11 protein-coding genes are annotated in these 20,406 nt (G+C 65.6%); 2 read left to right on the top strand and 9 right to left on the bottom strand.

Annotated features, from left to right (window positions below; all coding sequences use genetic code 11):
- The first annotated feature begins 11 nt into the window (after positions 1 to 11).
- The gene (locus G3N64_RS02465; protein ID WP_205782180.1) at positions 12 to 6,320 is read left to right on the top strand and encodes an AAA domain-containing protein; all 6,309 of its coding nucleotides are present in this window, start codon (positions 12 to 14) and stop codon (positions 6,318 to 6,320) included.
- Positions 6,317 to 7,663 carry a hypothetical protein gene (locus G3N64_RS02470; RefSeq protein ID WP_205782181.1) on the top strand — a complete coding sequence of 449 codons (1,347 nt, stop codon included), beginning with the start codon at positions 6,317 to 6,319 and terminating at the stop codon, positions 7,661 to 7,663. The genes G3N64_RS02465 and G3N64_RS02470 overlap by 4 nt, the downstream gene beginning before the upstream one ends.
- A gap of 54 nt (positions 7,664 to 7,717) precedes the next feature.
- Here G3N64_RS02470 and G3N64_RS02475 read toward each other — a convergent pair whose 3' ends face one another.
- The 9 genes from G3N64_RS02475 to G3N64_RS02515 all read right to left on the bottom strand — a co-directional run bounded on the left by G3N64_RS02475 (position 7,718) and on the right by G3N64_RS02515 (position 20,405).
- Positions 7,718 to 8,416, bottom strand: a complete 699-nt coding sequence (locus G3N64_RS02475; RefSeq protein WP_346778796.1) for a lysozyme inhibitor LprI family protein — start codon at positions 8,414 to 8,416, stop codon at positions 7,718 to 7,720.
- 455 nt (positions 8,417 to 8,871) lie between these two features.
- Complete coding sequence (locus tag G3N64_RS02480) at positions 8,872 to 9,783, bottom strand: hypothetical protein (RefSeq protein ID WP_205782183.1); 912 nt, start codon at positions 9,781 to 9,783, stop codon at positions 8,872 to 8,874.
- A complete protein-coding gene (locus tag G3N64_RS02485) occupies positions 9,780 to 9,920 on the bottom strand; it encodes a hypothetical protein (RefSeq protein WP_205782184.1) in 141 nt (46 codons plus the stop codon). Before G3N64_RS02485 ends, G3N64_RS02480 begins: the two co-directional genes overlap by 4 nt.
- 200 nt (positions 9,921 to 10,120) lie before the next feature.
- Complete coding sequence (locus tag G3N64_RS02490) at positions 10,121 to 11,857, bottom strand: site-specific integrase (protein WP_205782185.1); 1,737 nt, start codon at positions 11,855 to 11,857, stop codon at positions 10,121 to 10,123.
- A gap of 132 nt (positions 11,858 to 11,989) precedes the next feature.
- Complete coding sequence (gene tssJ, locus G3N64_RS02495) at positions 11,990 to 12,568, bottom strand: type VI secretion system lipoprotein TssJ (protein WP_241020734.1); 579 nt, start codon at positions 12,566 to 12,568, stop codon at positions 11,990 to 11,992.
- Positions 12,569 to 12,669: 101 nt separating this feature from the next.
- Entirely contained in the window at positions 12,670 to 13,644 is a 975-nt protein-coding gene (gene tssG / locus G3N64_RS02500; protein WP_241020735.1) for a type VI secretion system baseplate subunit TssG, read from the bottom strand.
- Between the two features lie 98 nt (positions 13,645 to 13,742).
- Positions 13,743 to 15,557 (bottom strand): type VI secretion system baseplate subunit TssF, encoded by a 1,815-nt coding sequence (tssF, locus tag G3N64_RS02505; protein WP_205782245.1) that lies wholly within the window; start codon positions 15,555 to 15,557, stop codon positions 13,743 to 13,745.
- 16 nt (positions 15,558 to 15,573) lie between these two features.
- On the bottom strand, positions 15,574 to 19,119 hold the full coding sequence (locus G3N64_RS02510) for an ImcF-related family protein (RefSeq protein WP_205782187.1): 3,546 nt from the start codon (positions 19,117 to 19,119) through the stop codon (positions 15,574 to 15,576).
- Positions 19,119 to 20,405, bottom strand: coding sequence for a hypothetical protein (locus tag G3N64_RS02515; protein WP_205782188.1), 1,287 nt, complete (start codon positions 20,403 to 20,405; stop codon positions 19,119 to 19,121). The genes G3N64_RS02510 and G3N64_RS02515 overlap by 1 nt, the downstream gene beginning before the upstream one ends.
- Between the last annotated feature and the right edge of the window lies 1 nt (position 20,406).

The raw sequence follows: 20,406 nt of genomic DNA on the forward strand, positions 1-20,406 counted from the left end.
AAATGTCAGCCATGATGCGTTTTTGCCCGAATTGCCGAACCGAGCGCTCGGTGGACGAGTGGTACTGTGCCGGCACGGTCGGCGATGCCGTTTGCAACTGGGACTTGTCTGGCGTCCCGATCCGGGCGAACGGCTGGCGCCCCCAGGATGTGGTCACCGTCGAGACTGTCAGCCAGCAGGTGGCTGCGGACACTCCCGGATCCGCCGTGCCGCCTTCGTTGTCGTGCACGAACGGCCATCCGATGAACGATGGCGACCTCATGTGCCTCGAATGCGGCGCCGATCCGGCCGCGCCAGCCGGCTCGCAGCGGCTCGGCATCGGCGCCGAAGTTCCTGCCGGCAACTCGGCAGAGGTCGCGCCGCCGGCGCCCGTCGAAGAAACGCGAATCGACGGCTGGCGGTTGTTGCGTCAGATTTCCAGCACGGACGGCGTGCGCGAACGTTACGTGGCCCAGCAGGACGAGACCGGCAGGCAGGCCGTCCTGACACTGTATCGACCGGGCGCGGAACCGGATCCGGCGGTCTACGACGTGGTGCGCCGCCTGCCGCGCGAGCACGTGCCGGAGATCATCGCTACCGGACGCTGGGATCAACGTGCGTACGAAGTCGCCGAGGAGATGAGCGGTGGGACGCTGGCGGATCTCGGCATGGCCGTCCGCGATAGCGCGACGATCCGCCATGTCGTCGATGAACTGGGCCAGGCCCTGCAGGCGTTTTCGGACGCGGGGCTGCGGCATCGGGACCTGCGGCCCGGCACGCTGCTGGTGCGCAGCCGCGAACCGCTGGATCTCGTCATCAGCGGCTTCGGTTCGGCACGGCTGTCCGAATTCGATCTCGATATCGTCTCGCCGCTCGAAACGACGCGCTACATGGCGCCCGAGGCCATTGCCGGCGGTGTCGCCGCGGCGTCCGACTGGTGGAGCCTCGGCATGATCCTGCTCGAGCAGTTGACCGACGGCCGCTGCTTCGAGGGCATCAACCCGCGCGCGTTCCTGATTCACGTGCTGGCCAACGGCGTCACGCTGCCGGACGATCTGGATCCCTCGCTTCATCTGTTGCTGCGAGGCCTGCTCGCGCGTGACCGACATCAACGCTGGCAATGGCCGCAAGTCAAGGCCTGGCTGGACGGAAAACCGGTCGATGCACCGTCGGCAGCAACGATCGATGCCGATGGCGACGAAGGCGCCAGCATCGCATTGGGCACCCGCCAGTATCGCAAGCCGGCGATCTTCGCGCTCGCTGCGGCGGAACGCGAGAACTGGGAAGCGGCACGCGATCACCTGAATCGCGGCGTCGTCCTGACATGGGCGGAACAAGCCGGTGCCGGTGCGAAAGTGCTGGCCGGCCTGCGTCAGGTTGCGCAACTCGACGGCGTCGATGACGACTGTCGCCTGATGATCGCGCTCAAGTTGTTGAATCCCGACATGCCGCTCATTTTGCGCGGCGACATCGTCACGCCCGGCTGGTTGCTGCACAACCCGTTGGAAGGTTACGACCTGGTGACCGGGCCGGTGCCGACGTTCCTGGCGCGGCTGGGCACGGAAAGCTGGCTCTCCAGGCTGCGTGCTCGAGCCGATGAAGTGCGACACCGGGCCGCGCAGCTTGGCATCGAACTGAACGAAGACCTGGTGCGCATCGCGCTGCTCTCCACCTCGCGTGCCCAATTGGCCGCGCAATGGGAGGAGCGACGCCTGCTGTTGCCGGATTCCGAACATCACGGCCTGCTGTCGCTGTCGGAACGACGCGTGCTCAGCGAGGAAGACCTGATCGTTCTGCTGAGCGCGGCCATTTCGCAGTTTCGCTCGGTCGACGAGATCCTCGACCAGGCGGCGGCCATCGCGGAGCGCGAGCAGATTCTGGCCTTCGATCGCCAGGCTGCTCGCATCGCGCTTGCGCTGCCGCGCGTCGAACTGTTCCATGCCGTCGACGACCGCATCGCCGGATTCGCGCGTACCGGAAACCCGACAATCGATGAATGGGCGGAGCAGTTCCGGCTGGAACGTCGCTTGCCGCTGCACGAAGTTGTCGTTTTGTTGTCGGTGCCCGCCGAGCAGTGGCTGGAGCCGCAGAAGCAGCAATACGTGTCGCAGATCCTCGACTTCTTCGAGAAAAAAGTCGCCACGACCGTATTGCGCGGCCCATTGGTACGGATGACCATCGGCAAGACCACGGGGCGGGTCGATCTTCACGAACTGAACGGCGAGCGATTCGCCAGCAGCGCATTGCTCGACCATCTGCTCCAGCGCAATGTCCAGACGGTATCGGTGGATCCGGCCGTATTCGGTGCAAGCGCAACGCTCGAAGGCCGGTTGAACACGCTGTATCGGCAGACCTCGCTCTACAAGCGGGATACCGGCATCGACGGCCTCTATCTCGGCTTCCCGTTCCTGCTTTACAAGGATCATCGCAGCACGACGCGCCCTCGTATCGCCCCCGTCCTGTTGTGGCCGGTCAAACTGCTGATGGAGCTCGGCACGCGACGCCAGGTGGCGATGGCTTTTGACGGCGAGCGCGAAGAGGTTCGCCTCAACCCCGCACTCGAGGGCCTGCTGGGACGCGAAGCCGTCAAGGCGTGGCGTGTCGCAGCCGACGAGGTGCTCGGACGTTCCGCGTTGAAAGCGGCCGACGTGGTCGATGCGTTCGGCCTGCTCGCCGACGTGGAAAGCCGCAAACTCGGCGCGCTGCCGACCCTCGACGTGCCCGCCGGCGCGACGCGTCTCGCCTGCGCCGGCGTGCTGTTTCACGTCGACTTCGCCGGCCAGGCCATCGGCGAGGATCTGCGGCAGCTCAAGCAATTGTCGCCTTCCGGCACGGCACTCGAATCGATGCTGCGGCTCAAGGACAAATCCGACTACGATGCGTCCGAGGCCACGTCGACCGAACTCGACCGATTCCTGACGGTGGCAAGCGATCCGTCGCAGGAGGCGGCCATCCTGCAGGCGCGTCGCGGCCCCGGACTGCTGGTCGAAGGGCCGCCGGGTACCGGCAAGAGCCAGACGATCGTCAACATGGTCGCCGACGCGATCGGGCAAGGCCGAAGCCTGCTGATCGTCTGCCAAAAACATGCCGCGCTGGAAGTCGTTCGCAAGCGTCTCGTCGCGGAAGGCCTGGGCGATCGCATCGTGATGCTCAACGACGTCAACAAGGACCGCGAGCCGACGATTCGAGCCGTCCGCGAGCAACTGGATGCGATCTTTCGCGGTGCCGTGTTCGACCACGGTTCGATACGTCAGCGTGAACCCATGGCCGCGAGAATCGAGGCGCTCGAGGGCGAACTCGATCGTCAGCATGCCGCACTGCATCGCGTCGACGAATCGACCGGCCTCAGCTATCGGGCGCTGCTCGGCGAACTGATCCGGCTCGAAGCCGGCACGCCGCCGGTCAGCGTGCCGCAGTTGCGTACCCGGCTTGCCACGCTGGACATTTCGGCGCTGACCACGCTGGAAGAACACTGCGCACCGCTCGCCCGCTACTGGCTACCGTCGAAGTTCGAGGGCAGCCCGCTGGCGCAATTGAAGTCGTTCGCGACCGATGCCGCCACGCTCGATGCGTTCAATGCGGTCTTCGCGGATTTCCGCGACGCGGAGCGCCTGCGAATCGAGACGCTCGCCGCGCATCCCGCGCGCTTCGATGTCGACGACCCCGCCCCGTATCGGGCCTGGCTCGATGCCAACGCCGGTCGCCTCGTCGCGCTGGACGAGACGCAACGCAAACGGCTGGCTCAATGGCTGCCCTTGTTCCGACCGGCCGACAATGCCGATGCGGAAGGTCACCGTTACTACACGGCGCTCGGCACCCTGCATCGCGACCTGTTGGCCGTCGAGACCAGCGGCTTCGATGCCGTGCTGTCGGCTGCCGTCGCGCACCTGCCGGATCCTGCGCTCCGCAAGCTCGAGGCCCAGGCGACGTTGGCGACTCGCGCGCCCTCTCTCTTGCGTCGCCTCAACCCGGTCACATATCTGCGGCGTGGCCGCCTGATGAAGTTCGTCACCGGCTGCGGCGCGCCCGCAACCGACGAGACGCTCCGCAAGCTGCTGGCCGCCACCCGGCTCGAAAAGGCCTGGCGGCCGCTGCGCGACACCTTGAACACGATCAGCCGCGCATTGCACCTCGAGACGGTCGAGCAGGCTTGCGGGCCGGCGCTCGCCGATGCCTGCCTGACCCGCCTGCGCCAGCTCGAAGAAATCCGCGAACTCGCGCAGCATCTGGCGATCGCACCACGCGGCGACGAGTTCGACTCGGCAGTGATGACCGGCGACCGGGCGCCGGTCGAACAGTTGCTCGACGGCTTCGAAACCGCGTTCGTGCGGCACAACGCGCGCCAGCATAGTCTTCGGGCGCTGAGGCTGCTCGAGGAGTGGATCTCGGCAGAACTCGTCACCGCCTGTCGGCAGGCCATCGCCGACAACATCAGTTATCAGGCGCCGTTGAACCGAATCGGCGATGTGTTGCCGACGCTGGCCGCGTACCAGCAATTCCGCACCCGGGCACGGCATGTCAGTGTCGACGCACTCGACGTGTTTGCGATCATGCGCGACCACGAAGACGCGCTGACGCGTGTGCCGCCTGAACGCCTCGACGACGCCGTGCGGCGCATGATCAACCGCGAGGCGCGGCTCGGATGGAAGCGGCGCATGGAGCAGGACAATCCCGAATTGCTGCTCGACCAAAGTGAAACGGCCGCCAAGATCGACGCGCTCGCAGCCGCCGACGGGGAAATGCGGCGCCTGAACCGCGAGTTGCTTCGCAACGGTATCGACCACGGCCGACTGGGCTCGGCGCGCGACTGGGAAGACGTGACGCGTTTGACCGGCCGGCGCTCCCGCCGCCTGCGCGAATTCATCGAACTCGGTACGGGGCTGGGCCTGATGGCGCTGCGGCCGGTCTGGCTGATGAATCCCGACGTCGCCAGCCGCGTGCTGCCGCTGAAATCGGGGCTGTTCGATTCCGTCGTCTACGACGAGGCCTCGCAGATGCCGGTGGAATACGCGATTCCGACGCTGTTCCGCGGCAACCTGTCGATCGTCAGCGGCGACGAGAAGCAAATGCCGCCGACGGCGTTCTTTTCCAGCCGGGCGGAAAGCGACGAGACCGACGTCTTCGACGGCGAGCAACCCGACGAGGCCGCGACGGAAGACGAACGCGAGCGCTTCGAGGACACCTGGAACCGACGCGAAATCAAGGACTGCCCTGACGTACTGCAACTGGCACGGAGCGCGCTGCCCGTGTCGACGCTGCAGATTCACTATCGTTCGGCGTATCGGGAGCTGATCGGCTATTCAAACGCCGCGTTCTACGAGAACAACCTCAGCGTGCCGGTGCGCCATCCGGATGCCACGGTGCGCGAGGTGAAGCCGCTCGAACTCGTCCAGGTGAATGGTCTTTACGAGCAGCAGACCAACGGCGACGAAGCGGATCGCGTGGTCGCCTATCTGGCGCAACTGTGGCAACAACCCTACGCACAGCGGCCCTCCGTCGGCGTGGTCACGTTCAACCGCAAGCAGGCCGACCTCATCCTGGAGCGCCTGGAGCTGCGCGCGGAAGAGGACGAAGCATTCCGCGATGCGTATCGCGAGGAACTCGAGCGAACCGATCGCGGCGAGGACATGGCCGTATTCGTGAAGAACGTCGAGAATGTCCAGGGTGACGAACGCGACATCATCGTCTTCTCCACGACCTTCGGGCGCAACGGCCAGGGTACCTTCCGGCGCTTGTTTGGCGTGCTGGGCCAGAGCGGTGGCGAGCGGCGCCTCAACGTGGCCGTGACGCGTGCGCGCCACAAAGTCGTGCTCATCACGTCGATGCCGATCCGCGAGATCTCCGACATGCTCACGACGCAGCGCAAGCCGGCGATTCCGCGCGACTATCTTCAGGGCTATATGGAATACGCACGCGCCATGTCGAACGGCGAACTGCCCGCCGGCCGCGCATTGCTCGGCCGCATGTGCAGCGAACGAGCGCATGCGAAGTTGCGGCAGACGGGTGCCATCGACGGCTTCGCGGAAGATGTGCTGGCTTATCTGCAGGAACTCGGCCTGTCACCGGTGCCCGCCCAGGAAGGCGACGCCTTCGGGCTTGATTTTGCGATTGCCAATCCGGAAACCGGCCTTTATGCGATCGGCATCGAGTGCGATGCGCCGCGTCATCCGCTGCTCGAACATGCACGTGCCCGGGAAATCTGGCGGCCGTCGGTGCTGGGACGCGCCATTCCGACACTGCATCGCGTGTCGTCGCAAGCCTGGTACCACGCACCGGAAACAGAGAAGGCTCGCCTGAAAGCCGCCGTTGCGCAGGCGCTGAACCAGGAGGTGATGGCATGAGCGGCCCGAAAGTCGTCCGGATCGTGACGCGTGAAGAAATCGTCGCGATCTGCGATGGACATCTGCAGCGCCTCGACCAGGCCATCGCCACCTGGATCGCCGAAGGCCGACGTACCGGCGCGCTGTCGGACGACGAGATCGCGGCGACCCAGGCTCGACGTGAAGCGCTGGGCGCCTTGATCGCCGTCGACGCGTTCATGGATTTGCAGAAGAAAGTGCCCGACGAGATTGCTTTTCTGAAGGCGGATCTCGTCCGGCGTCAGCAGGTGGCAATCGAACGGGTCGAGCAGGCAGCGAAACGCCGGCGGCAAGGACGGCACAGCGCGACGGCCTTGCTCGACGCACTGGAAGCGAAAGGGATCGAGATTCCGGCCGACCTACATGGCCAGCTCGATCGCCTGCGCTCGGGCGACCTGCTCGAGCATGCCGATGCGCTGCTCGCGCAAGGGTTCGCCCTCCTGACGCCGGCTGTGGGACGCACACTCAACGACGCGCAACGGGCGCTGGCGAATCGCCTGATGCCCGCCGAAGCGTCGGCGGACTTCGAGACCTGGAAGGCCGCGCAATGGGCGGCATCTCGTGATCCGTCGGTCGACCGTCTCGATCGACAGATCGGGGAGGCACGGCTATTTCTGGATCCGCAAGCCGTTGCCGGGTTCTCGTCGAGACTGGATGCGCTCGAAGACGAGGTAAACGACGCGCGAAAGAGCCTGTTGCTCGACAGCCTGATCCTCGACCTGTCGAGTGCCATCGAGGCCGCCCGCGCAAGGCGCGCGGCGATCGCGGCACTGGAAGAACTGACGGCGGAGATTCGGGCTTGCCACACGGCAGATGCGGAGAATTTTATCGAACGCGCTCGGCGGTGCGATATCGCCACCTCGCCGGACCTCGTGGCCGAGTTGACCCGAACCGGGCAGGACCTGATCGCGCAGGTGCGGCAGCAACAGGCAGCGGAGGCGCGACGTAACGCGATCCTGAGCGGCCTCGCGCGACTTGGCTACGAAGTGCATGAGGGCATGGCGACCGCATGGGCGAAGGACGGCCGGGTCGTCGTCAAGAAGCCTTCGCTGCCGGATTATGGTGTCGAAGTCGGCGGTCAGGCTCAGGCCGGCCGCTTGCAGGTTCGCGCCGTATCCCTCGTCGCGAATCGCGACGTTGCCCGCGACAAGGATGTCGAAACGCTCTGGTGCGGCGAGTTCGGCCGATTGCAGGCGTTGCTGGCCCAACATGGCGACGACTTGCTGATCGAACGTGCGATGGGGGTGGGCGAGGTACCGCTCAAGGTGGTTTCCGAACTGGACTATACGTCCGGCACCGACGCAGCGATGCGCACACTGAAATAAGTCTCCCGGGCGCGGCGTTCACCGCGCGCAGGGGCCCTCCACGCCGAAGTGAATCTATTTCCCGTCCTCGGGAAGCAAAGGCTTCGAACCTACCGATCCCACGAATTGGCCGATTCTCTCGCCGTATACGCGACGCAAGCAATCAAGGTCCTTGCCACATTGATGTCGAGTCGCTATCCAGTCTAGCTCGGATTGCCGGAGAGCCTCCGGATCCGAGACGGTTTGCAATGCGGCCGCATACAACTGAGCCAACCGCTGGTCCATTGCGGCCAAACCCCGGTCATGACAGACAGCCGTTTCATCATCGTGCGATGCGCGTGAGCAGTCGAAACCGGTCGCGAAAGTAGGCGTTTGCACTGCACGATCGGCAGGCGCTTCGGAGGCGCCACTGTTCTGCTCGGATATTTCGAACGACGGACGCTCAGACTTGGATACACCGGATGCCGATCGAGTTGATGCATGCACCTCTGACAGCACATTCTCGGTTGCCGGTTTAGCTGAATCTGCGATGGAAAGATCCCCCGCTGCCCGGTCTTCGTGCGTCACTTCGTTTCCGATCGCTTGCATGTCCGAATCCGATATGCGGTTAACCACTAGCCCGAATACAAATAGACCGATACCACATAACAAAATCTTGCCCGACCGGCCAAAATTTCTAGAATCCGGCTCGTTGTTCTTATAGCCGGTCTTGAATCTTCGATCTACCTTGCGCGTGTCTATAAAACCACCAATACCGATCAGCGATGCAAGCACACCTATACCGACCAAACTATTTCCTATTACTCCCATATGATTTCCCCGATGCGAACGTCGTGATTATTTTTTGAACGTGACCTTCGGCGGTTGCGCCAAGCGTGATTCGAGCAGATCCGGACAGGTTCCCTCAGCCGTTGTGCCCTCGTCGCCCCTACTCCCCTTCGTTCGGTCACGACAGGATCTTATTCCATAGTCACTCGGAAGCATGACAAGACACTCCTCTGTCGAATGCACTGACTCTGCCTAGTAACACGGACAAACAGATAGCGCGCGAAGCATTAAGTGATTTCCGGATAGTGATTGCGAATAATCACCCCCGACACGCTCCTGAGAAAATGGTGCCGAATTGTGTCCGCAACTCGCACCCAAGGATCCTTGCACGTCGCTCCAGCCACGTGGGCGCCATACACGAAGCTGTCCGCTCGCTGCACGCCATCACGCATACGCATTGCCTACCGCGCCGCCTGCTGCCGCTGCACCTCCTGCGCTTTCATCTGCAGATACGCGCCGCGCTCGACCTCGTGCAGTTGCTGCGGATACTGCTCGGTCGCGTCGAACCAGCGTGCGAGGCGCTGGTCGAGCGGCTTGTCGAGCGTCGCGAGATACGTGTCGATCGCAAGGTAGTAGCGCATCGTGTTGCGCTCGAGCAGCCCGCGCACGCCACCGATGTACTGCGGCTGCGCGGCCGATGCGCCACTGGCGGCCGTGAAGCCGACCTTGTCGCTGCCGACGGTCGCGAGGTAGGTCTTCATCGCCATGCGGCCGACCGTGCCGAAGCCGTACGAATACGTGAGATGCAGGAACGTGCGCGACGCGCCGACCGGCACGGCCTCCAGCGCGATCCGGTAATCCTTCGTGCCCATCGGGCCGCTGTCGGCGGTCAGGTCGACCTGGAAATAGTCGGGCGTCGCGGCCGCCACGCGATAGCGGAACTGCACGCGATAGGTGTCCGACAGCTTCTGCTGGATCTTCCGGCCGAGGTTCACGTCGAGCACCGGGCCGTTGCTGCCGGTCGACGCATGACAGTACTTCGTGTTCAGGTGCAGGATCAGCACCGCGCACCAGTTCGCGGGGCCCTGCGCGGGATCGTCGAGTTGGCCGCTGACGACCGCGTACGGGTAGTCGACCACCGCGTAAATGTCGCCCTTCAGCGACGACGACGCTTCCGACGATTCGAGGACCAGCGGCCGGTGAAACGCGTTGTCCTTCAGTTGCGGGCCGAGGCTGCGGTAGCGGTCGAGCAGCGTCGCCGCATCGTCCGCGCCGAGCGACAGCGCGCTCCAGCCGACGCACAGGGCCGCGACGAGCGCATGCCAGGCGCGGCGAGCAAGCCACGTGCCGCGCGGATGTCCGGATGTCTTCATTCTTGTGCTCCCGCCTGGCGCGCGATGGTCGCGCTATGTGTCACAGAATACGCCTGGCCGCAGCGCAACATTGCAAGCGTGCCGGCCGCCGCCATCTGCTCGACGATGAAATCGACTGTGCCTTGGCTCGATGCCATTTGCTGCTCCGTGAGAAAAACGTTATGACGTCGGCGTACGACGGGTCGTTCCGCTTGGTCGGCGGATACGCTGCGGCGCATCATCCATTCAAGAGCGGGAATCGCGGTCAGGCAAAGACCTGCGGGCTTCCCGGCCAACAAGCTCCTGATGCGCCAGACAGTGACATCGCGACGCGACGAAGCGCCACCGCGCATCTCGCCTACTTGTCGGCCGCAAACGCGCTCGACATCTGCCGCGCCCGCTTCACATCGTCGCCATGCAGGTAAATCGACGTCGTCGAGATCGATGCATGTCGCAGGTTGTCGCGCACGGTCGTCAACTCCGCACCGCGCGCCAGCGCATGCGTCGCATGCGTATGACGCATCCAGTGCGGGCTCGCCTGCCGCAGCTTCTGCGCGAGCGCGGGGTTGTCGGCATCGACTTGATCGGCCGTCTGCGCGAAGAACCGCTGCATCACCTTCCACAGCCGCACGCTCGTGATCGCGGCCGCGCCGTCTTCCGCGAGGCTCGCGATCAGCGGCGTATCGGGCCGCCAGCGCGCCGGCGTGACCGGCAGCCGGCGCGCGACCAGATACCGGTCGAGCGCCGTGCGCGCGAGCGGCGGCAGCGCGACGCGCGCGGCCTTGCTGCCCTTGCCGATCACCTTCAGCCACGCGTCGCCGTGCGCATCGGTCTCGATGCCGCCGAGCGCCGCGCCGACCAGCTCGCTCGCGCGCAGCCCGGTCGCATAGCCGAAATCGAGAATGAAGCGCAGCCGTTGCGCGGCGGCCGGCGTCCAGCCCGACTGCGGCGCACCGGCGGCCGTGCCCTTGTGGAACTCGAGCCCGTCGGCAATCGTCCGCACGAGCAGCCACTCGCCTTCGGTGAACGCATGCGACGTGTCGAGTGCGTTCGCGCCGCGCGTGTCGCGCACCTTGACGCCCGCGAACGGATTCGCGAGCAGGTAGCGCTGCTCGATCAGCCAGCGGAACAGCGCGCCGAGCACCGACAGCGTGTACGCCGCCGAGCGCGCGGACAGCGCACCCGAGAACGGCCGCCAGTCGGGCGCACCGCGCGGCCGCACGGGCCCGACCCAGCGTTCGTGCGGCGTCGGGCGCCGGATGAACGCGCGATACGCAACCGCATCCTCGGTCGTCAGCGACGACAGTGCGCGGCCGCGCTCGACAATCGCCCACAGGATCAACCGCTCGGCCTCCTTCCGGTACGCCCGCCGTGTCGCGGCCGATTCGTGCAGCGACAGCCACGCGTGCACGGCCGCGTAATCGTTGTCCGCATCGAGCGTGCTGGTCGCGCGCGGCGCGCGGAACGTGCCGGCCGAGCCGTCGACCTCGCGCGGCAGCTTCAACTGCTCCCACGGCACGATGCTGCCGCGCGGCGTCGCCGCGATCAGCGCGCGCGCCCGTTCGGTCAGTTCCGGATGCTCGGCAAAAAACGCCTCGATGTGCCGCGCACTGGCCACGCCGAGGCCCGCGATCGCGCGCCACCACTGGCGCCGGCGCGGAATCCGCACCGTGAGGTCGGCCAGCGTCGCGATCCCGTGCGCACGCAGCGCGACGACCGCGCGCGCGGGCAGCCACAGGCCGACGTCGTCGCTGATCTGCGGGACCGGTGCGCGCGCATGACGCAACAGGCCGATCGCTTCGGCGGCAGCCTTCGCCTCCTGCATACGCTCACCGTCGGGATGACCGAGCCGCTCCGCGAGATCGGGCCGGCCGGCCTGCCGCGCGACACGCACGAGGCAGCGGCGGATGCCGCCGATCACGCCGCGGGCGGAGCGCCCTTCGCCGAGACGATCGGGCAGGTAGCGCTCGACCGCCTGGCGCACGGTCATGCCCGCGTACCACGCGCGCAGCGCGGCCAGTTCGTCGGCGTCGGGAAAGCCTGCGGGCGCAGGCGCGGAATCGGAGGAAAGCGGTAAGGCGAGGCGCGGTTTCATGGGCGCCAGTTTGACAGAAGCGCACGCGGCCGGATACGGCGCACCCAGCGTTGCGGGCGCGGCGAGGTGTTCGTATTGCTCATTCCACTTGAACCGATAGCGGACGCCATCAGACTACCTGGCATTGTCCCGTCAACGTTGCGCCTGCGTGCCGGGTTGAACGATCGCCGTGGGCTCGCGCACCGGTATGACGGGCGTGCTCTGCTGCGGTGCCGTGCGAGTAACCGACCGTTCCTTCGCACCGGACAGTTCGAGCACGTTGTCGCGCACTTCGATCCTCACCGGGTCGGTCTTCTTCCACTGTTGCTTCGCGATAGACAGTTTCCATACCGCATCGCTCACCGGCTCGCGGAAAAACGCGACCACCCCGACTACCTGCGTGGCGGGATTCATCGGTTCGGTCAGGCTGACGCTCGCCCCCGGCCTCAGCACGACGTCCTTGGTCGCCAGCAGATCCGCGTTCAATGCGTCGAGATCATTCGTCTGCAACCGGGCGTAATCGAGCTGGCCGAAGGTGGTCGCATCTTTCAACTGATAGAGCCTCACGACCGTGGAAAGCGGTTGCCCGATCGCACTTGCGTTCAATGACGAGCGGGCCACGAGATCCACGCTCATCGTCTTCACCCGAGTCGTAAACACCCATTTCGCCGCATCCACCGCCCCGTCCGTCACCGCCTGGCCCACGCCGCAGCCCGTGAGCGCGAGGAGCATGATGACGGATGACGTTGCCCTTGCAAACCCGCTGTCGCGGTTCGGACGAGGTTCCAGCCGTGTTTTCATTGTCGCTTCCTGCCATGTGCCGATTGTCGAATTCATACGCCATCCGCCGTGCCATTCCAACGGCCGAGTTGCACGCGCGTCGTGCCCGCCGGCACCGGGTCACGCGTCGCGGACAACTGGCTGGTCAGCCCCAGCGCCCCGTGCCCGGACGCCAATATCGGCGCGGGCATCAGTTCCGGATGAACCTGCATCTCCAGTAGCACCTCACTTTCGTAGCCGAGATAAAAACGCAGCAACGCCATGATCCGGCGGTATGCCGCCTGTCCGGGCACGAGCGCGGCCACCATCTCGCGCGCGTGCGGCGTGATCACGATGCGTACCGTGTTCGCCCGGTCGTAAAATCCGCGCCCGAGCAAACACTGCTCGCCCAGCGCTGCCGGCTCAAAGTCGTCGACGGTGCGCCAAACCGGGTGGAATTCCTCGATCGCGATGGCGGCATCCGGCACTGCGTGCCGCAGCACGCCCGCGAGCCCTTCCGCGGTACGCGTCTTCTGGCCGGCCAGCCCGAGCATCGACAACAGCGTGCGCGTATCGATACCGGGAGGCAGGCCCCGGTCCGGTGCTCGCGTGACGGACGAACGAAACCCCAGGCCCACGAAGCTGAGCAGGCCGCGCGACACGATATCGAATCCGTCGGGCCTGAAGCCGGCCGGATACCGATACTTGCGCCAGATGCGGTAGAACTGCATCGCAATTCGATGATGGAACAAGTCCAGGAACGCCGACAACGGTTCGGCGCCGTCGCGGTTTTGTGCGATTTCGTCGATAAAGTAGGCCGGCATGCGCGCGTCGACACCGTACAGGCCGAGAAAAGTCGTGCGCAGGACAGGCCGCGCGGCGGGATCGTCTGCATCGTATTCGACCGCGTCGACCTCGCGCGCCGGAAAGCCCAGTTCGGCGCGCGATCGGATGCGCACCGGGTCCGTCGCTGGCGAATCCGTCGCGCCCAGCGAAGCGGCGTCCGGTGCGGCCAGTTCGACCAGCATGCAGAAGCGGTAGAAATTCATCCTCGGTGCGTGGTCCAGCAGCACCGGCAAAAGCGGCCGGTCCGCCCGGGTTGGCGGCAGTGCCGTCAGGCTGCGTTCGGGTGCGTTTGCCGGCGTGGTCAAAACGGCGCTCCGTCGCCTTTGGTGTCCGCCCATTCGACGCGCTGGCCGGTCGGCTGCGACACGATCACGAGCTTCGTGTAGAGATTGACCGTCGCGTAGAGACCCAGAAACCGGTTGAGCATCGTGCCGAAAAGCGCGAGATCGCCGTCGCCGGCAAACCGTGTGCTGTCCATCGCCACGACGATTTCGACACCGCGCATGAGCCCACCCTTCACGAGCTTCTGCAACGGGCGGTGCCGTACGTCGGTAATCGCGTCGATGCGCCGTCGGTTCAGCTCGCCATCGGTCCAGTCGTACAGGGCGAGCGAACCGCGCAGGATTTCCGCGTCGAGCAACGACAGGTAGTTGGGCGCCAGATGCGACAGCACGCGCCACTGGAAGCGATCGCCGGTCGGCGGGTACACCGCGGAAGTGGGCGCGGTCAAATTTCGCGCCGCCGCGATATTGGTGAACCCCGCGCGCATGCGCGTCACGCTCGCATCGCGCAGCGCCTTACGCGGCAGCATGCCGTTCGTGCCCGTCACCGACAACGACAGCGTCTCCCGCGGCAACGCGGCTTCGTTTTCCCACGCATGGCCGCCGAGCACCACCCAGGTATCGAAACGCCCGGACGGCGAACGCCGTACCTGCGCATGGAAATACCGTTCGGGCATTTCATGGCGAAGCATGCCGCCGCGGTGGCGAAACGCGGCGAACGGCACATATTCGAAGCGACGTCCACGCTCGACGCCATGCACGGCATCGACCGAATGGATGTCGACCAGCGGGCCATGCTGTTCGCGAGCGTGCACCCGGTATTCGGTTTCGAATTGCGTGACCTTGACGGGATCGGCTTCGACCGGAAACAGGTTGACGATCGGCGTGCAATAAAGCCGTACGTTGTTCGCGTCGAAACGCATGTCGTCCCTCCAGGACTTCGCCAGGACGATCTCGACATCGACGCAGGCGGCCGATGCAGGAATCGCCTGCATGTCGAGCCCGAGCAGATCGACGAACATGAATTTCTCGGGGAACGTGAAATATTCCAGCAACAACTGATACCCGCCGAAGGCGTTGTCTGCCTTGGGCCATAAACGCTCATTGTCGGCAAACCCTGCCGCTTGCAGTCGCAAGCCAGGCAATACCTGGGGGGTGCCCGGCCGCTCTGCCGGGAAGCCCGGTATGCGCACGTGAATCGCGAGCGGTTTCGCGGTGAGTGCCGCGTACAGCGCGAGCGCAACCGGGCGATCTGCGTCGAGGTACAGGCGCAGGCGCGGCACCTGCAATTGTTCGCGCTGCGCCTGAGGCTGGATGGCGAGCCGGAACCGGATGACCGAACGGCCGTCCTCGCGCGCCCAGGCGCCCGCTTCGGTGAGCGACAGCGGGTACAGGTCGACGGGTTGCGTGGTCCGGTACACGCACTCGACGTGCGCGTCCGCCGCGTCGCCGGTGCCCGTGGCGATCGGCCCGGACGAGACCTCGAGGCCGGCGTCGAGCACTTCGTGCTTTTGCAGCGCCCCCAAGTCGGGCGTCAGTTCGAGGATCGATAGCGACGGAATCATGCGCAAATAGTGCGGCCAGAGCATGCTGACGAGCCCCTCGGTCAGCTCCGGCAATTCGTCATCGAGCTTGTGGCGCAGCCGCCCCATCAGGAACGCGAAGCCCTCGAGCAAGCGCTCGACATGCGGATCGCGTTCGCCGCCACGATCCAGACCCAGTTCACGCGCCCGGTCGGGGAAGGCGCGGGCGAATTCCCGGCCGGCCTCACGCAGGTAGCGCATCTCCGCTTCGTAGTAGCGCAGGACTTCGTTGTCCTTGATGGTATTCGTCATTCCGTCTCCTGAAGTTTCATTGCGGCAAGGGTCCACCCGGCATGGACGCGACGGCGTGGCGTGCGGCGGCGCGCGCGCCGGGCGGCAGCGGCGGAGGCACGGCAACGGCGCGCCCGCCCGCGCGAGGCGCGCCGGCATGAGGCATGAAGATGCGTGACGGCAGCACGAAACCGCGCAGCGCCAGCAAGTCGAGCGGCCCCTTGCCGACCTCGGTGCGCATCAGGTAGGCGAGCGGATAGGTCAGCGACGACGGCGCAGGCGTCAACGGCCCTTGCGGATTCAGCGCATCGTGATCGTCCGCAATGGCTGCATTGGCCGCGCGTTGCTTCGCATCCGCGGCCGGCGGCGCCTGCCAGGTGAGCTGGAACGTGGCGCCGTCGACCGGCGTCACGCGCGCGCGCTCCAGCATCCGGACCAGCGCCCAGCGCCCGCCGAACTCGAGATTCAGATTCGTGCCGGCCCGCTCGGTTTGCCATTCGAGCCGGGTACCGGCCTGCTGCGGCTCGCTCGACGGCCAGGTCAGCGTTTGCCACACTTCCTGCTGGTTGTAGTAATGCAGCGTCTGCCCGTCGATGTTCAGGCGCGTATCGGTGATGCCCGAAACAGGCACCGGCTTGAGTTCGAACGCGTAGCGCGGCTCGCCCTGTGCGAACAGGTGGCCGGCCATCCGTTGCAGCAGATTGATGGCGTCGAGAAACGCCGGATCGATCGTTCCTGCCGACCTGCCTGCGCCGGACCCGCTCGACGCGGGCACCCACTGATCGCCTTGCAGCGTCAGCACGCCTGCCAATTGCGTGGACAGAAACGTGCCGACCAGCCCGCCCTGCGGGCGCAGGAAGCGCGCCAGCTCCGGCAGCGACGCGTCGTTGGCGGTATTCGCAAACGGATAGCGTCCGGCGAACGAACGGTTCCAGGTTGCGACGACGGTTCGCCGCCACGCATCGTTCAGGCTGGCTTGAGCGGGTTCGAGCACGGCCTGGGTCGCCTGCGCGACGGGCTGCACGAACAGCGCCTGCCCCATGCCGGCCCATTGCTCGCCGAGACTCGCCGCAACAAGCCGGGCATAGGCGAGCGTGTCGGCAAGCTCTGAACTCCTGCCCTGGAACAGCGACTGGGCGACCTGCCGTGCGTCGCTGTCGGCATCCGGGCTGTCCGCGATCTGCTGCAGTTTCAGACGCAGCATGCTGATGCGCTCGGTGTAGCGCTGCAGGCTCAGATCGCTCGCGGCGCCGGATGCGGCGGCGTTGGCCGGCGCGACCAAGCGCAGCAGCGGTCCGAACGATGCGCCCAGCGGGCCGGCCGGATCCGCGCTCGGCGCTTGCGGCACGCCGTTCTTGTCGGCAAACAGGTTCTGCGCCTTGCTGACCAGCGTATCGGAGAGCGAAGCCCGCTCCGCGCCGGCGGCGCCCTGATAGTCGAGCGACTTCATCAGCGCGATCACCGGCGACTGGCGGGCATCGGCGATCAGCTTCAATTGCGCGACGGCCGCGGGCAGTGTCCGTGCCGGGTCGCACGCGATGCCGTTCATGAAGGTTTGCCAATGCTCCGCATAGTCGGCGAAGTAGCGCGCACGCAGCGCCGCGCGCAACGCGTCGGGCGTCGTGCTCGACGGACCTGCGCCGGCGGCTGCCATCCCGAGCACCCAGTCGGCGCTCACACCATTGCGCTTGGCCGCGTGATCGATCGCGGATTCGATGGTGCCCTCCCACGCCTGGCGCGTAAATGCGCCCGGCACGCTCGCCGCGCTTCGCAGCAGCCCGCGGGTATCGGTGCCGGCCGTCAACGAAGCGAGCGTCTGGTTGGGATATTTATGTCCGACGGAATCCACGAGCGCCTGGTAAATCGTGTCTTCCGAGTGCTTCACGCCGATCGCGGCAAGCAGCGTCTGGCGTGCACCGCCGACCAGTTCGTCACGCGGCGCGATGCGCCAGTCGGGGTGGGCGTCCAGATGCCGTGCGTAAAAAGTCAGCAACCGTTGGGACAGGTCGCGTTTTTCGCCGGGTGACAGCCCTGCTCCACCGTGCCAGTGACGAACCAGTTGCGGCGTCATGAACGCCGGATCGGCGCGCGTCGGTTCGGCCATCATGAGGTACGTCTTGAGCGCAGCATGACCGTCGCGCGCGAGGCGGCTGGCCGGGTCATCGAGCTGGGCGGCGGGTATCTGGACGAGGTCGACCAGTTGCGCTTCGATGTCCTGCTGCACGGGCACGACCAACTGCGAACGGGCTTCGCGCGCGTACGGTTTCCACAATGCGGCAAGCACGTCACGGTCATGGTTCAGGCCGAAACGTGACAAAAGCGCAGGGCGCTGCACGCGCGCTTCGTAGAATTCGATGCGCTGCTGGAGCGCGAGCAGCGCCCGCAGGCGAGTCGACGCGTCGCCGGGGTGACTCGACGCGCGAATAGCGTCATTGGCGAGCGCAAGCTCGCGTGCATTCGTCAGGCCCGAAATCAGGATGCCGACGCCCCACATGCTCACGGCCGCCAGCAGAACCGCCGACAGCACCGTGACCGGATGCGTCGCCTTGCGCCGCCCCGGCGTGCGCTGCACGGCATCGGCCAGATAGCGCCACAGCGGCGACGGCTGAGCGCCATTCGTGCCCGATGCGGACGTGCCGGCCGCAAGCCGCGGTGCAAAAAACACGCCGGCAACCGGCAACGGACGACGACGCCAGTCGGACAGGCCCGCCATCCAGCGCGCCAGCGGCGCGCTTCGCGTGTCGAGTCGCGCCGATAGATCCGCCGCGTAGCCGTCGTCGCGATTGCGCGCGAGTTGTTCGACGCCGACATTCGCCAGACGATCGCGCAGGTCGAGCAGCACGGCTTCGATGGCCGGCGCATCGGTCGGCGCGGAGAATTCGCAACCGATCACAACGGTGTCGGCCCGCTGAACCGGATCCGTGCCGGCGAGATCGAGGACGTAGATCGGTGCGGACCAGCGCAGGGTATTCTTGATCGACGCGAGATGAACACCCGAGGGGTGCCTACCACGCACCGAGTCGGCCGGCAAATTGGCGTCATCGAGCGCGAGCACGATCGCATCGAGCGGCCGGGCGCGGCGCAACCGTCGGATTTGATACAGCCAGGTTTTATCGGGAACGCCGTCTGGGTCGGTCTTGCCCCACAGCAACAGGGCATCGTCCGTCAGTAGCCAGCCTCGCTCGGCGAGTTCGGGCGAGAGACCGCTAATCGTGGCGGCGTCGCCGGTCAGCAGCAGCCAGGGCAGGCGATAGCGCCAACGCCAGCCGTAGCGCGAGCGCAGCGCTTCGGATAGTGCATTCGACAGGCCGGCATGCGGCTTCCCGCATTTGCCGGCCGCTCCACCTTGCGTGGTTGCCGCCCATGCAGCGAGGCGACGGTCCATCGCGCGATGGCGCGTACGCCACGTCGCGAACGCGACAAGCAACGCGAGCAGCCCGCAAACCAGCAGCGCCGGAGACGCGATCTGTTTGACGTCGGCGGCCCGGCTCATTCCCAACTCGCCGAATACCCACAGCAGCAAGGCCGCTAGCACGGCCAGCAGCGTCGCGAACAGAAGATCAAGCCAGAATTTTCGGTCCATTAGAGGCGGCCCTGAGCAGGTGAGCGCAAGACCGGCCGAACGACCGTCAGCATGCTGTGAATTCCGTCATGTCGGGCCACGAGTTGCGGGCCGCCATACGATTGCGCAAATTCGCTCGCGCAGGCGAGCACAAACCAGTCGGCAGCGATGCCGGCGTCGCCGACAAGACGATCGATATCGTGCTCGCCGGACACCGGCCGCCCATCGGACAACGGGATATTTTCCATACGGACTGCAGACAACAGCGCCTGTTGCCCGATCTTGTCGAAACCTGCATGCCAGAGATGATGAATGTCCGCGGGTTGTGCCCCGCCCCACTTCAATGCCAGCGAGAGCGCCTGCTGAAGCGATGCGATGGCGCCCTGCCGCGGTCGATGGATGTGCGCGAGTTCATTGAGCCGGTGACGCTGCGCGACCTCTTGCGGGGTCATCAACAACGCGATCGCAACCTCGGTACTGCCGGCGGGCGGCGGCTTGCTCACAAGCGCGTGCAACTGGACGATTAACAGTAACGTGGCATGCTCGCCGCTACGGTCGTCCTGACTATCCAGCCACGCGTCGAGCGCCATCGAGTTCGGGACGGTCGGCTCGGTGCCGAAGGAGTACGCCCGTAATTTGAGGCCGTCCCAGATCGATTGCATTCGAGGTCGGACCTCTTCCTCGAACGACGGCGCATCGACGAAAAGCGCAATGTTCAACGGCAGATCCGGCGGCAATGCATTGATCCGGTGCTTGAGCGCATCGAGCATGCTTCTCAGCAGACTGGGAAGCAGCGAACGTTGCCGTTCCGCATCATATTCGCGGGGATCCGTTCCGACGGAAAACGCTGGCGCGGTAAACCATCGAGCAGCGACGGCAGTCCGCTTGTCGGGCGTTTGCTGCGGCGCAAGCGGATGTTCTCCCTCGGCCAGCTTTGCAAGCGCGTTGTCGTCGTCCAAAGGCATGCGACAGACGCAGCCGAGCAGCGCAATCGGTCGACTTTCCCGCTCGAACACGCCCGAGACAAATTGATCGCGCCGGTCGTTCCACGCCTGGATAGATCGCTTTGTTCCAGCGTAAAAGAGCCAAGGAACCAAGGCGGACAACGCGGACAACAGTAGAGGAACGATCGCCACGGCAACCCAGAAGACAGGCGTTGCCGTAGGGTATCGCTTCGGCCACAACAGGAGCGCGGTGGTACTGCCCACAACGAAGCAGATCATGAACACCGCGGCCCCGATCAGCGGGGACGGGCTTCGCGGCGCATCGTCAAGACGCGGCGGGAGGGAATCGACGTCAATAGCCATA

The sequence above is a fragment of the Burkholderia sp. Ac-20344 genome (assembly GCF_017104975.1).
Lineage (GTDB): Bacteria > Pseudomonadota > Gammaproteobacteria > Burkholderiales > Burkholderiaceae > Burkholderia.